Origin of the sequence: Paenibacillus sp. R14(2021) (assembly GCF_019431355.1) — a bacterium.
Taxonomy (GTDB): domain Bacteria; phylum Bacillota; class Bacilli; order Paenibacillales; family Paenibacillaceae; genus Paenibacillus_Z.
Genome location: NZ_CP080269.1, coordinates 103,914 through 119,578 on the forward strand (window position 1 = coordinate 103,914; position 15,665 = coordinate 119,578).

A 15,665-nucleotide genomic window follows, 5' to 3' on the forward strand; every position below is an offset into this window, starting at 1 on the left:
TTTTCACTAATTTCTTTATATGGCAGAGCGGATTACGTGCGCTATGATGGTAGATATATTTACGATATTCCGACAATGAAGGGTGAGATAACGCCAAATGACTCAAATCAATCATAATTATATGCAGCTTCAAGGGAGCTATTTATTCTCAGAAATTGCTAAGCGCCGCACGAAATTCACGCAGGACAATCCGAATGCTCAAATCATCAGCCTCGGCATTGGCGACGTAACGCGCGGTCTTCCGGACGCGATTACGAAAGCGATGCATGCGGCCGTAGACGAGCTCTCGAATCCCGGCACGTTCCGCGGATACGGACCTGAGCAAGGCTATGACTTCCTGATCAATGAAATTATCAACAACGATTACAAAGCGCGCGGTATCGACATCGGGGCGAACGAAGTATTCGTCAGCGACGGTTCCAAATGCGACGTGGGCAACATCCAGGAGATTTTCAGCAAGGATGCAGTCGTGGCTGTACAGGATCCGGTATATCCTGTGTACGTAGATACGAACGTTATGGCAGGCCGCTCCGGTTCGTTCAACAAAGAAACGAACCAATACAATAATATCGTTTACCTGAAATGCGATGCATCCAACAACTTTACGCCAAGCCTGCCTGAGCGCAAAGTAGATTTGATCTACCTCTGCTACCCGAACAACCCGACAGGCATGACGCTGTCGAAGGCGGAGCTGAAGCGTTGGGTTGATTTTGCCAAAGCGAATGACTGCATCATTCTGTACGATTCCGCGTATGAAGCATTCATTCAAGAAGCGGACGTGCCGCGCAGTATCTACGAAATCGAAGGCGCGAAGGAAGTGGCGATCGAGTTCCGCAGCTTCTCCAAAACAGCCGGCTTTACCGGCGTACGCTGCGCATACACGGTCGTGCCTCGCGAGCTGAAAGCCAAAGACGCCGATGGTAACGTCCTGTTGGTCAACGACCTGTGGAACCGCCGCCATACAACGAAATTCAACGGTGTTTCTTACGTGACACAACGCGGTGCCGCTGCCATCTACACACCGGAAGGCAAAGCGCAAATCGCATCGATCATCGACTATTACATGACGAATGCCGGCATTATCCGCGAGGGACTCTCTTCCCTAGGACTTGAAGTGTTTGGCGGCGTCAACGCGCCATACATCTGGCTCAAAACACCGAATGGTCTTGATTCATGGGCGTTCTTCGACAAATTGCTGTCGGAAGCGAATATTGTCGGTACGCCGGGCGTCGGCTTTGGACAAAGCGGCCAAGGCTATTTCCGCCTAACGGCGTTCGGCAGCCGCGAGAATACGGAAAAAGCGGTTGAACGGATCACCAAATTAAGCCTGTAGGTCAAAAGAGCATTGACATCATTTGTCGAACGTGGGATAATTCATTTGATAAACAGCAGTACCTTTAACTCAGTCCAGAGAGGCTGGCAAGGTAACGTGGATCGTTTAATCAACTCTCATGGCTAGACAACCCCTCCGCTGGCGCATCTCTGCGCAAGCGGGACTTTTCTAGCAACTGAAGTTGAATCTTTCAAACGAGTAAACTCCTTGCGCAAGCCGCAGGGAGTTTTTTTTGTGGCCATGGACCTTCGTTCCGAAGCAAGGAGGCGTGTGAAACGCATGGATGAACAGCATCACGTCATTATGGACGAAACGGCGATTCGGCGTGCTTTGACTCGAATTGCGCATGAAATTGTCGAGAAGAACAAAGGCATTGATAACTGCGTGATCGTCGGCATTCGCACCCGAGGGATTTATCTGGCCGAGCGCATCGCCGAACGGATACGCGAGATCGAGGGTATGCCAATTGAAGTACAAGAGCTGGATATTACGCTCTACAGGGACGACCGGGAAGCGGGGAGCGAAAGCGGCCCGGCGGCAGGCGGAGGGGTGAACGTAAAGAACAAGCGGGTTATCCTCTTCGACGATGTATTGTATACGGGACGCACCATCCGCGCGGCAATGGATGCGCTGATGGATATGGGCAGGCCGCAGATGATACAGCTTGCGGTGCTGGTTGACCGGGGACATCGCGAGCTCCCGATCCGGCCGGATTACGTCGGGAAGAACGTTCCCACCTCGAAGCAGGAGCAGATTGAAGTCTCGCTTCAGGAAATCGACGAGAATGACCAGGTGACGATTATCCATTAAGGGGGAGCTTAAGGATGTCTACGGCAACAGCAGTCAGACAGCGAAGCTTGCTGGGGCTCAAGGAGCTCGGCAAGGAAGAATTGGAATCGATCTTGAACCGCGCGGCGTTCTGGGAAGCCAGCTCCAATAAAATCGAGCCGGTGCTGCAAGGTAAATTTGTAGCTAACATGTTTTTCGAGAACAGCACCCGAACCCGATTTTCCTTCGAGGTGGCGGAGAAACGGCTGGGCGCGGAAGTGCTTAATTTTTCGGCGGCGGTATCCAGTGTTCAGAAGGGCGAGTCGATCTATGACACGGTTCGGACATTGGAATCCATGGGCATAGATGCCGGTATCATCCGGCTGAAGCCGATCGGCGTGCTTGCGGAATTGGCAGCGAAGATTAAGGTGCCGCTCATTAACGCCGGCGACGGCAATAACGAGCATCCGACGCAGGCGCTGCTGGATATGTACACGATGCGCAAGCAGTTCGGCGAGCTGAAAGGGTTGACGGTGACGATCATCGGCGACGTTCAGCACAGCCGCGTGGCTCGTTCCAATCTGTACGCGCTGCGAGCCTTCGGCGCCAACGTGCAGTTCTGCGCTCCGGATGCGATGAAAGCGGCTGACCTCGATGTAAACTACGTAACGATGGAGGAAGCGCTGCGGTCCGACGTCATCATGATGCTGCGCGTTCAGCTTGAGCGTCATGAAGGCGGGAAGATGGGCTCGCCGGAAGCTTACCGCGAGCAGTTCGGGCTGACGACGGAACGGGCGCAGCGAATTGCACCCCATGCAATTATTATGCACCCGGCTCCGATCAACCGGAATGTCGAAATCGACGATGAGCTCGTCGAGCATCATCAATCACGCATTTTCCCGCAGATGCAGAACGGCGTACCGATACGAATGGCCGTTATTGAACGGGCATTGACATAAAAGCAGTTTGGAAGGGGTTTGAACACGAATGACAGCTTGGATTTTGAATGGATTGGTTTGGAACGAAGCAAAGGGTGAAACGGAGCTGAAGCATATCCGCGTGGCGAACGGCTTGATCGCCGAAATCACGGACGCTTCGGCAGGTCAGCCCGATACCAACGGGCAAGATGTTATTGACGCGAAAGGCAGCCTTGTCTCCGCAGGATTTATCGACATGCACGTGCATTTGCGCGAGCCGGGCTTCGAATATAAAGAGGACATTGCGAGCGGTACACGCTCGGCGGCAGCTGGAGGCTTCACGACGATCGCCTGCATGCCGAATACCCGCCCGGTAACGGACACGCCAGAGACGGTCCGTTACATATTGGACAAAGCGGAGACGGCCGGCATCGTGAACGTGCTGCCTTACGCGGCCATCACGAAGAACGAGCTGGGACGCGAGCTGACGGACTTCGCGGCGCTGAAGGAAGCAGGTGCGATCGGCTTCACGGACGACGGCGTCGGCGTGCAGAACGCGCAAATGATGAAGGATGCCATGAAGCTCGCGGCTTCCATGGGCATGCCGGTCATCGCGCACTGCGAGGACGATTCGCTTGTCGTAGGCGCTGCGGTAACAGAAGGCAAATTCGCGGCGGAGAACGGACTGAAAGGCATTCCGAACGAATCGGAAGCGATTCACGTCGGACGCGATATTCTGCTCGCTGAAGCGACAGGCGTGCATTACCACGTCTGCCACGTAAGCACGGAGCAATCGGTTCGGCTGATCCGTCATGCGAAGCAATTCGGTATCAACGTAACCGCCGAAGTTTGCCCGCATCACCTGATTCTCTCGGATGAGGACATCCCGGGTATGGACGCCAATTGGAAAATGAACCCGCCGCTTCGCACGCCGCGCGACGTACAGGCTGTGATCGAAGGGCTGGAAGACGGGACGCTGGACATCATCGTAACTGACCACGCGCCGCACAGCGCGGAAGAGAAAGCCCGCGGCATGCAGCTCGCGCCGTTTGGCATCGTCGGCTTCGAGACGGCATTCCCGCTGCTCTATACGAAATTCGTCCGCACGGGCAAATGGACGCTGGGCTTCCTGCTAAAACGAATGACTTCGGATCCGGCGCGCGTGTTCGGACTGAAGAGCGGGCTGCTGCAGGTTGGAGCGCCTGCGGATCTGACGATCGTGGATGTGGAACAAGAACGTGAGGTAAACCCGGAAGCATTCGCTTCGAAGGGTAAAAATACGCCGTTCGGCGGCTGGAAGCTGTACGGCTGGCCGGTAGCGACAATCGTTGGCGGCAAGGTCGTTTGGTCGGAGAACTAAGAGAAGCAGGCAACTTGATAACTAGGAGTGATACGGATGCAAGCAAGATTGTTATTGGAAGACGGCACGCTGTTTACGGGCCTTGGGTTTGGCGCCGAAGGGCAATCCAGCGGTGAGGTCGTATTTAATACAGGCATTACAGGCTACCAAGAGGTGATATCGGATCTATCCTACTGCGGACAAATCGTCACGATGACGTACCCGCTGTCCGGCAACTACGGCATTGCGCGCGACGATTTCGAATCGGTTCGTCCGTTCATTCACGGCTTCGTCGTGCGCCGCCACGAGCCGGTGCCGAGCAACTGGAGGGCGGAGTACTCGCTCGACCGCATGCTGAAGGAACACGACATCATCGGTATCAGCGATATCGACACGCGGATGCTGACGCGGATTCTTCGCCATCACGGCACGATGAAGGGCATCCTTACGACAGGCACGGAGCGCGTGGAAGAGCTGCTGGAACGTCTGTCCGCTACGACGCTGATGCGCGACCAAGTGGCGCGCACCTCGACGAAGAGCATCTTCTCGAGCCCCGGCGATCGCGAGCGTATCGTCGTTGTCGATTACGGCGCGAAGAGCGGCATCCTGCGCGAGCTGACGAAACGCGGCTGCGACGTTGTCGTTGTGCCGCATGATACGACGGCCGAGCAAATCCGCCGTCTGAACCCGGATGGCATTCAATTGACGAACGGCCCTGGGGATCCGAAAGACGTACCGCACGCAGTCAAAATGATCCAGGAGCTGCTGGGCGAATATCCGATCTTCGGCATTTGCCTTGGCCACCAGCTGTTCGCGCTCGCTTGCGGCGCAGACACGGCAAAGCTTAAATTCGGCCACCGCGGCGGCAATCATCCCGTGAAAGAGCTGGCGACGAACCGCTGCTACATCACTTCTCAGAACCACGGCTACACCGTTCTGGAGGAATCCGTGAACGGCACGAAGCTGGAAGTGACGCATATTAACAACAACGACCGTACGATTGAAGGCTTGAAACATACAGAATTCCCGGCGTTCACGGTACAGTACCATCCGGAAGCTGCTCCGGGGCCGTTCGATTCCAGCTACCTGTTCGATCAGTTCCTGGACATGATCCGCACCAGCAAACGAAACAACCCGCAGAAACCGCGTCAAGCACAGCTTGCGGCATCATTGAGAGGAGAGCTGCAACATGCCCAAAAATAATAAACTCAAAAAAATTCTCGTGATCGGCTCCGGTCCGATCGTTATCGGGCAAGCGGCTGAATTCGACTACGCAGGCACACAGGCCTGCCAAGCGTTGAAAGAAGAAGGCTACGAGGTCGTGCTGATCAACAGCAACCCTGCTACCATCATGACAGATACGAACATGGCGGATAAAGTGTACATCGAGCCGATTACGCTGGAATTCGTTACCCAAATCATCCGCCAAGAGCGTCCTGACGGCTTGCTGCCGACGCTCGGCGGCCAAACCGGCCTGAATATGGCCGTGGAATTGGCGCGCGCAGGCGTGCTGGAGCGCGAGAACGTGCAGCTGCTCGGCACGCAGCTGACCGCGATCGAGAAAGCGGAAGACCGCGACTTGTTCCGTGATCTGATGCGCGAGCTGGAGCAGCCGGTACCTGAGAGCGTCATCGTCACGACGGTCGAAGAAGCAGTGAATTTCGCGAACGAGATCGGCTATCCGATCATCGTGCGTCCTGCCTACACGCTCGGCGGCACAGGCGGCGGGATTTGCGCAAGTGAAATCGAATTGCGCGAGACCGTCGCGTCCGGTATCCGGTACAGCCCGATCAGCCAGTGCTTGATCGAGAAATCGATCGCAGGCATGAAGGAAGTCGAATACGAAGTCATGCGCGATGCCAACGATAACTGCATCGTGGTGTGCAACATGGAGAACTTCGACCCGGTAGGCGTACATACCGGCGACTCCATCGTCGTTGCGCCTAGCCAAACCTTGTCGGACCGCGAGTACCAGATGCTCCGTTCCGCATCGCTGAAGATCATCCGCGCGCTGAATATCGAGGGCGGCTGTAACGTACAATTCGCGCTGGATCCGTTCAGCTACCAATATTACGTCATCGAAGTTAACCCGCGCGTAAGCCGCTCTTCCGCGCTCGCATCCAAAGCGACCGGTTATCCAATCGCGAAGATGGCAGCGAAGATCGCAATCGGCTACACGCTGGATGAAATCGTCAACCCGGTTACGGGACAAACGTATGCCATGTTCGAGCCGACGCTGGATTACATCGTGTCCAAAATCCCGCGCTGGCCGTTCGATAAATTTACGTCCGCCAACCGCAAGCTCGGCACGCAAATGAAAGCGACCGGAGAAGTAATGGCCATCGGCCGCACGTTCGAGGAATCGATGCATAAGGCAGTTCGCTCGCTTGAGATCGGCGCGCACCGCATTCACTTGAAAGATGCAGCGGAGCTGGAAGAGGACGTGCTTCGTCTGCGCCTGCAGAAGCCGGACGACGAGCGGATGTTCCTGGTCGCGGAAGCGTTCCGCCGCGGCTACAAGCTTCAGGAGATTCAAGATCTGACCAACATCGATTGGTGGTTCCTGGACAAAATCGAAAGCATCGTCGCGTTCGAAGGCGAGCTTCGCACAGCAGTCGTGCTGACCAAAGAGCTGCTGTATGCTGCCAAACGCAAAGGCTTCTCCGACCGTTCCATCGCGGAAATCCGCAGCGAAGGCAACCAAAAGACGTTTACGGATGAGTATGAAATCCGCAAATACCGCTTGGAGCAAGGTCTTAAGCCGGTGTACAAAATGGTCGATACGTGCGCGGCTGAATTCGAAGCGACAACGCCTTACTACTACTCCACTTACGAGGTCGAGAACGAGGTAACGGAATCGAACAAACAGAAAGTGCTCGTGCTAGGCTCAGGTCCGATCCGGATCGGTCAAGGCATCGAATTCGACTACTCCACGGTTCACGCGGTGTGGGCGATTCAGAAGGCCGGCTACGAAGCCGTCATTATCAACAATAACCCGGAGACGGTATCGACGGATTTCAGCACCTCCGATCGACTGTACTTCGAGCCGCTCTTCTTCGAAGACGTCATGAACGTCATCGAGCAGGAGAACCCGATCGGCGTAATCGTGCAGTTCGGCGGCCAAACGGCGATCAACCTCGCTGCGCCGCTGACGAAAGCCGGCGTACGCATCCTGGGCTCCAGCTTGGAGAGCATCGATGCTGCGGAGGATCGCAAGAAGTTCGAAGCGCTGCTTCGCGAGCTGAAAATTCTGCAGCCGAAGGGAATCACCGTAACATCCGTCGATCAAGCAGTTGACGCGGCGGCAGGCCTTGGCTATCCGGTACTGGTTCGTCCATCGTACGTCCTCGGCGGTCGTGCCATGGAAATCGTCTACTCCGACGAAGAATTGCTGACCTACATGGTTCAAGCGGTGAAAATTAATCCGGAGCATCCGGTGCTGATCGACCGTTACATGCTGGGCAAAGAAGCGGAAGTCGATGCGATCTGCGACGGTGAAACCGTCCTGATTCCGGGGATCATGGAGCATGTCGAGCGTGCAGGGGTTCATTCCGGCGACTCCATCGCCGTCTATCCGCCGCAATCGATCTCGCAAGAGCTGCAGCAGAAGATGGTCGACATCACGATCAAAATCGCCAAAGGCCTGAACGTCATCGGTTTGGTTAACATCCAGTTCGTTATCTTCCAAGACGAAGTGTATGTGATTGAAGTTAACCCGCGTTCGTCGCGAACGGTACCGTTCCTGAGCAAAGTGACCAACATCCCGATGGCAAACCTGGCTACACAGGCGATTCTTGGCAAGAAGCTAGCTGACCTGGGGTATACCGAAGGCTTGTGGCCGGAAGATGACTATGTATCGGTCAAAGTACCGGTATTCTCCTTCGCGAAACTGCGCCGCGTTGACCCAACGCTGACGCCGGAGATGAAATCGACGGGCGAAGTCATGGGCCGCGATCAACAATACGCGAAAGCTCTGTACAAAGGTCTTGTGGGCGCGGGCATGCGCATTCCGCCGACAGGCTCCATCATCGCAACGGTTGCTGACAAAGACAAACCGGAAGCGATCGAGATTTTGCGCGGCTACTACGAGCTGGGCTACAACATTATCGCAACGGGCGGTACGGCAACTGCGCTGGAAGAAGCAGGACTGCGCGTGCAAACCGTGAACAAGCTGAGCGAAGGCTCGCCGAACATCTTGGATCTGATCCGCGACGGCAGCGCGCACTTTGTCGTCAATACGCTGACGAAGGGCAAAACGCCGGAGCGCGACGGGTTCCGGATTCGCCGCGAAGCGGTCGAGAACGGCGTCGTCTGCATGACCTCGCTTGATACGGTCCGCGCCTTGCTGAACATGCTGGAGACGATCAACTTCTCCTCACGTCCAATGCCGGTGCTGGCTAAGAAATAAGCAATCCATGGCCGTTATTCGGCCGCGAAAGCCTGCCAACAAGCAGGCTTTCGCCATGCATAAACAGACTTGTGAACGAGGAGGCTGTACAGATGAAGCTAAGCAGAGAAGAAGCTGCGGGCCGTATCATGGTCGCGCTGGATTATCCGGACGCAGCTGCGGCTGAAGCGCTGGTGCGCAGTCTTGAAGGCATTCCGTGCTATATGAAGGTAGGCATGCAGCTCTTTTACGCAGCGGGCCCGGGTTTCGTTACTCACCTGAAGGCTCGCGGCTACAACATATTTCTTGATCTCAAAATGCACGATATTCCGAATACGGTCAAAGGCGGCGCGAACAGCATTACGAAGCTTGGCGTCGATATGTTCAATGTACATGCGGCAGGCGGTTCGGAAATGATGAAGGCGGCGATGGATGGCGTGGAGCAGGCGCTTCTGGAAGATGCTTCTCTAAAGCGTCCGCTGGTTATCGCGGTCACGCAGCTCACTAGCACAAGCCAAGCGGTACTGAATGATGAGATCGGCGTTGCCGGCACGGTCCCAGATGCAGTCGTACGCTATGCGAAGCTGGCTCGTGAAGCGGGCCTTGGGGGCGTAGTCGCATCGCCGCAAGAAGTGGAGCTCATCAAGTCTGCCTGCGGAGCAGCATTCCAAACGATTACGCCGGGCATTCGTCCGGCTGGCGCCGATGTGAACGACCAATCCCGGATCATGACGCCGCTTCAAGCCCTTCAAGCCGGCACGGACTTTATGGTCATCGGCCGTCCAATTACAGCAGCGGCCAATCCGCGCGAAGCATTAGAATCCATTATCGAGGAGCTGATTTGAATGACAACTGCACAATTAGCGGGGCTGCCAACCGAGATTGCCAAGGGTCTCTTGAAAATCAATGCCGTGGCGCTTCGTCCAAACGATCCGTTCACGTGGACCTCCGGTATGAAATCGCCGATCTATTGTGATAATCGGCTTACGATGTCCTACCCGGAAATCCGCGAGCTGATTGCCGAAGGCTTCGCGGCGGTTATCCGCGAGCAATATCCGGACTGCGAAGCCGTAGCCGGCATTGCGACAGGCGGTATTCCGCATGCGGCATGGGTAGCGCAAAAGCTGAATCTGCCGATGCTCTACGTCCGCGACAAGGCCAAGGGCCACGGAAAAACAAATCAAATCGAAGGCCACTTCAAGCCGGGGCAGAAGGTCGTGCTGATCGAGGATTTGATCTCCACCGGCGGCAGCTCGCTCAAAGCGGCAGTCGCGGTTCAAGAAGCCGGCTGCGATGTACAGGGCGTTGTCGCAATCTTCACGTACCAGTTTCCTAAGGCTGCCGAAGCTTTCTCGGAAGCGGGTATTCCGCTTGCAACGCTATCCAACTATTCGGCGCTGATCGAAGTTGCAGCGGCTGAGGGCATTATCCAAAGCAGCGATATCGCCGTCCTGCAAGCCTGGCGCGAGAATCCGCAAGCTTTCGGTGTATAAGCGGCAGCATCTGCGGTCTTTCATCTATCGCGTTACCAGCAGAATCTGGAGCCTAGCTCCAGGTTCTTCTTTTTGATTTCATGCTCCGATTGTTTCAAATTGTCTTTCATTCGGTTATATGTAGCTAACTTGCCGCATAGACTAGGGAATGACCCAATAGAATGAGAGATTGTGAGGAACCGAAGATGAATGACATGTATGCACGATTGATGGATTCCACGGAGGATCTGCTGTACCGCGTTCGGATTTATGACCGTAATTTGGAGAAGAGCGACGAAATCCTGCAAATGGACGAAGCATACAGCCGTATGCGTCAGGCCTTTGATGCGATAGATGCACGCTGCGATAGCTCCCGAATGGAACGTATAGCCGCGAAGCTGCAGCAGATGCGTATAAGATTGATTACGATGATGGAAGATTTATTGCATCCGGCATAACGGAGTGGTTTTCGTTCGAAGCGGGGTAGCCTGACCGCTTCCGTAAGCTGCCATCGATTAATTTGAACAGCGAACGATTTCGTGAACAACCCTTACGAAAAAACGCTTGCCAATGCGCAGGACCGATGGTAATATGTTACATTAAATGGAAGGGTTTCTAGGGATCCGCATAGAGGCGAACCGAGCGAGACCAGGCAGCGTACGATACGTCCTGCTACACCGTAGGGATAAAAGACCTTCGGCAAGTTCCTCCCAGATCAGCTGGGCGACGCTTGCAGGAGGTCTTTTTTGCTTTACCGGAAGAAAGCGTCGTAACAAAAAGGGGGAGTACAGGATGGATGCTTTACGAACGCATGCGCTGCGCAAAGTGTTCACGGTCAAACGCAAGGATGCCGGATTGTCCGGCAGCTTCCGTTCGCTGCTGAGGCCGCAGTGGGAAGAGAAGGTGGCGGTCAGCAGCATCGATTTGACGGTGCAGCAGGGGGAGATGGTTGCCTTCCTGGGGCCGAACGGAGCCGGCAAATCAACGACGATCAAGATGCTGACCGGCATTCTGTATCCCTCTTCGGGCGAGGCTGAGGTGCTCGGGTATACCCCTTGGAGGGAGCGTGAGAAGCTGGCTTATCGCATCGGTGCGGTGTTCGGGCAGAAATCGCAATTATGGTATCACCTGCCTCCGATCGACACCTTTGACTTGATCAGCCGAATCTATGAGCTGCATCGCAGTGATTACCATGCACGACGTGCGGACCTGATCGAGCGGTTCGAATTGGGACCTTATCTGCACACGCCCGTTCGTAAGCTGTCACTCGGCGAACGCATGCGCTGTGAGATCGCTGCTGCTTTCCTGCATCGTCCGCAGCTGCTCTTCTTGGATGAACCGACGATTGGACTCGATGTTGTCGTGAAGCAGCGCATCAGGGAGCTGATCCGTGAGCTGAACCGGGAGGAGGGCACGACCGTATTCTTGACCTCGCATGATGCGGGCGATATGGAGGAGCTCTGCTCGCGGGCGGTCGTTATCCATCACGGAGGGATATTGCTGGATGCACCTGTCGACCGGTTGAAGCGGGAGGTGCTGAACCATAAGATCATCTCGCTTACGCTGTCTGCCGGTTACTCCCCATCCCTGCTCCCGCAGCTGCATGGAACCGAGGTGGTCGCAAGCGAAGGCCGCAAGCTGAAGCTGTCCGTTGACCTTGCTTCAACCGAAATCGAGGCGGTGCTCGGGGCGGTCATCGGCACGCTGCGTTTGGACGATGTCACGGTGGAGGATCCGCCAATGGAGCAGATCATTACGCATATTTACGGGACAGGGGGCTAGCGCGATGGGAAATCGGTTATTTGACGGAGGCACGGCCCTCTTGTCCCTACGGAGCAAGAAAGCGGGCGCTGTTGCTTGGATTACGCTCCAGCAGCAGTTGGCGTATAAGATGGATTTCGTGATGCGCGCGAGCTTTCTGCTGCTGATTCTGTATGTGTTCGTTCAGCTCTGGTCCGCCGCGTACGACGGAGACACTACGAAGGTGATCGGCGGCTTCACGCTGAAGCAGATCATCTGGTACCTCGTTTTCACGGAATCGATTACGATGGGCGTTCCGGCGCTGTGCGGACTCATCGAGAACGAAGTGAAGAACGGAGACATTGCCGTTCGTCTCATTCGTCCCTTCTCGTATATCGGCTTTCATTACGCCGCCTATATAGCTGAAGCGCTGTTTCGATTCTGCATTCATCTTGTTGTAGGCGGCACGATCGCATGGATCAGCGTCGGACCTCCGTCGTTCGGACTCGGCTGGGCTGGACTATTCGGGCTGACGTTCGGCGCGCTGACGATTGCGTTTCTCCTCAACATGATCGTTGCGCTTTGCGCCTTCTGGGTGGAAGAGACGCGGGGGATGGAGTTTGTGCTTCATAAACTGCAATTCACGGTCGGTGGCATGCTCTTGCCTCTTGATCTGATGCCGGGTTGGCTGCAGCGGATCTGTGCATGGCTGCCGTTTCAGGCAATGCTTTATTTTCCGGCACGAACGGCGGTCAATTACGGGACCGTGCCTGTCTTCGAGCAAATTGCCATTCAAGCGGGCTGGGTCGCACTGCTGGCCGGTTTGGTCACGGTTATGTATAGGAGAGGGGTGGCGAGGCTTCATGTTAACGGCGGATAATAGGCAATTGTCAGCGGATGTTGTTACCCGGAAACATCTTATCCGGGGCACGATTGCTTTTCTCCTCACCTGCTGGAAGGTAAACCTCGCCTCGGCGCTGGAATACCGGATGAGCTTCTTCCTCATGGCAGGCATGATGTTCATTAACAACTTCATGTGGCTGTTCTTCTGGAGCCTATTCTTCGAACGGTTCCAAGTGGTTAACGGGTGGGAATTGAATGACGTGATGATGCTCTGGGCGACCGGCGCGGGCGGCTTCGGCTGGGCGAACATGCTCTTCGGCAACTTCAACCGGATTGCGCCGCTCGTCGCGGGCGGTCAGCTCGACGTATACATGACGCAGCCCAAGCCGGTGCTGCTGCATGTGCTTGCCAGCCGAATGTCGCTGACGGCGGCAGGCGATTCTCTGTTCGGGCTTGTCGTTTACGCATGGGTCGGCGATCATTCGTTAACCGGCCTGCTTCTCTTCCTCCTCAGCCTGCTGATCAGCGGCCTTCTCATTATGGCGGTCACCGTGATCGCCGGCAGCATGGCCTTCTTCATCGGCAATGCGGAGGGACTCGCCCAGCAGGTGTTTAACGGCTTCCTGGCGCTGACGACGTATCCGTCCGATATTTTCAAAGGGCTGGCCAAGACGCTGCTCTTCACGCTGATTCCGGCCGGTTTCGTCAGCTTCCTGCCGATCGGGCTGCTTCGGGAGTTTGATCCTGTTTTTATGTGGAAGGCACTGGCCATGACAGGAGGCGTAAGCCTCGCTGCTGCTGTAATGTTCAGAACAGGCTTGAGGCGCTACGCCTCCGGAAATGCGATTACGCTGCGCGGTTGATTGTTACCTTTTACGAGAAAGCTTTTGTGCCCGGTGCGGATTTTGTCTGCGGGGGCAACGGAAGCTTCTTTAACATTTATTTATATAAAATGACGCTGGACAGCGTAACCTTTTACCATTAAACTCCGTCTATACGGTAGCTATATTAAAGTTTTCTCATAGGAAGGGGGTCTCTGCAGCCGTAATGGGATGGAGGAGAAACAAGCAGTCCGTGGCCGAAGCTGTCGAAGGAAGCGTACATATGGAGCAATCCACACGAACAGATGCCAGCTACAGCGGTCAGACGCTGCTCACCGTAAATGATGTCGAACGGACGTTCCAGGTCGGCGGACAGCCGCTGCATGTGCTGAAGGGCATTAATATGGAGCTTAAGCCTCGTCAGCTCGTGATGCTGCGCGGGCGGTCAGGCTCAGGCAAAACAACGCTGCTGAATATGATTGGCGGGCTGGATCAGCCGACCAAGGGACATATTTTCTTTCAGGATCTCCCGTTTCACAGCATGAGCGACGATGAGCGGACGAAGGTTCGCCGCAAGCAGATGGGCTTTATCTTTCAGGCATTTGCACTGATGCCGCTGCTATCTGCATACGAGAACGTGGAATTATCGCTTCGCATGGCCGGCATTCCCGGCGGCCAATGGAAGGCAAGAGCCGAGCACTGTCTGGAACTGGTCGGTCTGTCCAAACGGATGCATCACCGGCCGTTCGAGCTCTCCGGGGGCGAACAGCAGCGCGTTGCCATCGCGAAGGCGATCGCCCACAGGCCCAGCCTGCTTCTGGCGGATGAACCTACGGCCGAGCTGGACTCGCAGATGGCCGCCCAAATCATGTCGGTCTTCCAGACGATCATTCGAACTGAACAAGTTACAATCTGTATGACCACGCACGATCCCACGATTCTGGAGGTTGCCGATCATGTTTACGAAATGGTTGACGGGAAATTCATTTAAGACTGCGGCGGTTATTGCAATCGGCGCTTCCCTGGTATTGTCGAGCGGCTGCTCGCTGCTGCCGAATGAAGACAACGAGGAAGTGCTGCCGGCCATCGCGCCGCCGCAGATCTCGAAGAAGCCCGAGTACGAAGTCACGACAGCGACACTTGAAACGAAGACGACTGCCATCGGGAAAATGATCTCGACGCAGGAAGAAACGCTGTATTTTACCCTCGACGGCAAACGTCTGAAGGAGCTGAACGTAAAGGTCGGCCAAAAGGTGACGGCCGGTCAGACGATCGGTTCCCTCGATGTGGATGATATGCGCAAGCAGCTCCGTTCCGACAAGCTTCAATTTCAGCGCGACGAGCTTCAAATGAAGGATACGCTGCGCAAGAAAGACGAGATGGATCCGATCGAATTCGAGCTCGCGAAGATCGCCTTCGAGGAGAAGCGGCAGAAGCTAGTCGAGTCCCAGGAAGAGATTGATAAAGCGGCTCTGACCTCGCCGTTTACCGGTACGGTCGTGACGCTGAATGTCATGAAGGGGGATCTCGTCAAGGCATACGATCCCATCTGCATCATAGCCAATACGAGCCAATTAACCGCAGCCGCGTTGATGACGCAGGATGAACTGCAGGGCGTATCCGTCGGGATGCCTGTCGTCGTTGACATCAACAATGCCGGCCAAATCTCGGGCAAGGTCTCTCAGCTGCCTGTCGTTCAAGAGGATAACGGCAATAATGGCAATGGCGGGAATGGCGGCAACGGAGGTAATGGAGGCGCGCAGCGCCCTGAACGTCCGGAAGATTTTCTAACGGTTAAGCTGGATAAATTGCCTAAGGGCGTCACACGCGGTACGCCGCTGTCGATCTCGATCATCATGAACCGCAAAGAGAATGCCATTGTCATTCCGCCTTCGGCCCTTCGCTCCATCGGATCGCGCACATACGTTCAAGTCGTCGACAAAGACGGCAAGCGCGAGGTCGATGTCGAAGTCGGGCAACAGACGGCGACGCAAGTCGAAATCCTTAAAGGATTGACACCGGGGCAGAAAGTCGTAGGGCGCTAG

At 55.4% G+C, this 15,665-nt stretch carries 14 protein-coding genes; all 14 read left to right on the forward strand.

Features of this window, described 5'->3' with window-relative positions; genetic code table 11:
- Nucleotides 1-97 precede the first annotated feature (97 nt).
- Nucleotides 98-1,333, forward strand: a complete 1,236-nt coding sequence (locus tag KXU80_RS00500; protein ID WP_219836374.1) for an LL-diaminopimelate aminotransferase — start codon at nt 98-100, stop codon at nt 1,331-1,333.
- Nucleotides 1,334-1,612: 279 nt separating this feature from the next.
- Entirely contained in the window at nt 1,613-2,143 is a 531-nt protein-coding gene (gene pyrR / locus KXU80_RS00505) for a bifunctional pyr operon transcriptional regulator/uracil phosphoribosyltransferase PyrR (RefSeq protein ID WP_219836375.1), read from the forward strand.
- 14 nt (nt 2,144-2,157) lie between these two features.
- Nucleotides 2,158-3,060, forward strand: coding sequence for an aspartate carbamoyltransferase catalytic subunit (locus KXU80_RS00510; protein WP_219836376.1), 903 nt, complete (start codon nt 2,158-2,160; stop codon nt 3,058-3,060).
- A gap of 28 nt (nt 3,061-3,088) precedes the next feature.
- Nucleotides 3,089-4,378 (forward strand): dihydroorotase, encoded by a 1,290-nt coding sequence (locus KXU80_RS00515; RefSeq protein ID WP_219836377.1) that lies wholly within the window; start codon nt 3,089-3,091, stop codon nt 4,376-4,378.
- Between the two features lie 36 nt (nt 4,379-4,414).
- Nucleotides 4,415-5,560 carry a carbamoyl phosphate synthase small subunit gene (locus KXU80_RS00520; RefSeq protein WP_219836378.1) on the forward strand — a complete coding sequence of 382 codons (1,146 nt, stop codon included), beginning with the start codon at nt 4,415-4,417 and terminating at the stop codon, nt 5,558-5,560.
- On the forward strand, nt 5,547-8,765 hold the full coding sequence (gene carB / locus KXU80_RS00525) for a carbamoyl-phosphate synthase large subunit (protein ID WP_219836379.1): 3,219 nt from the start codon (nt 5,547-5,549) through the stop codon (nt 8,763-8,765). Before KXU80_RS00520 ends, carB begins: the two co-directional genes overlap by 14 nt.
- Before the next feature lie 92 nt (nt 8,766-8,857).
- Complete coding sequence (gene pyrF, locus KXU80_RS00530) at nt 8,858-9,589, forward strand: orotidine-5'-phosphate decarboxylase (protein WP_219836380.1); 732 nt, start codon at nt 8,858-8,860, stop codon at nt 9,587-9,589.
- Nucleotides 9,590-10,237 (forward strand): orotate phosphoribosyltransferase, encoded by a 648-nt coding sequence (gene pyrE, locus KXU80_RS00535; protein WP_308858145.1) that lies wholly within the window; start codon nt 9,590-9,592, stop codon nt 10,235-10,237.
- Nucleotides 10,238-10,422: 185 nt separating this feature from the next.
- A complete protein-coding gene (locus KXU80_RS00540; RefSeq protein ID WP_219836381.1) occupies nt 10,423-10,674 on the forward strand; it encodes a hypothetical protein in 252 nt (83 codons plus the stop codon).
- A gap of 334 nt (nt 10,675-11,008) precedes the next feature.
- On the forward strand, nt 11,009-11,998 hold the full coding sequence (locus KXU80_RS00545) for an ABC transporter ATP-binding protein (RefSeq protein ID WP_219836382.1): 990 nt from the start codon (nt 11,009-11,011) through the stop codon (nt 11,996-11,998).
- A 4-nt stretch (nt 11,999-12,002) separates the two neighbouring features.
- Nucleotides 12,003-12,836 (forward strand): ABC transporter permease, encoded by an 834-nt coding sequence (locus KXU80_RS00550; RefSeq protein ID WP_219836383.1) that lies wholly within the window; start codon nt 12,003-12,005, stop codon nt 12,834-12,836.
- A complete protein-coding gene (locus KXU80_RS00555; protein ID WP_219836384.1) occupies nt 12,820-13,662 on the forward strand; it encodes an ABC transporter permease in 843 nt (280 codons plus the stop codon). Before KXU80_RS00550 ends, KXU80_RS00555 begins: the two co-directional genes overlap by 17 nt.
- A gap of 241 nt (nt 13,663-13,903) precedes the next feature.
- Nucleotides 13,904-14,611: an ABC transporter ATP-binding protein gene (locus tag KXU80_RS00560; RefSeq protein ID WP_258171395.1), complete on the forward strand. Its 708-nt coding sequence runs from the start codon at nt 13,904-13,906 to the stop codon at nt 14,609-14,611.
- Nucleotides 14,577-15,665, forward strand: a complete 1,089-nt coding sequence (locus tag KXU80_RS00565; protein ID WP_219836386.1) for an efflux RND transporter periplasmic adaptor subunit — start codon at nt 14,577-14,579, stop codon at nt 15,663-15,665. The genes KXU80_RS00560 and KXU80_RS00565 overlap by 35 nt, the downstream gene beginning before the upstream one ends.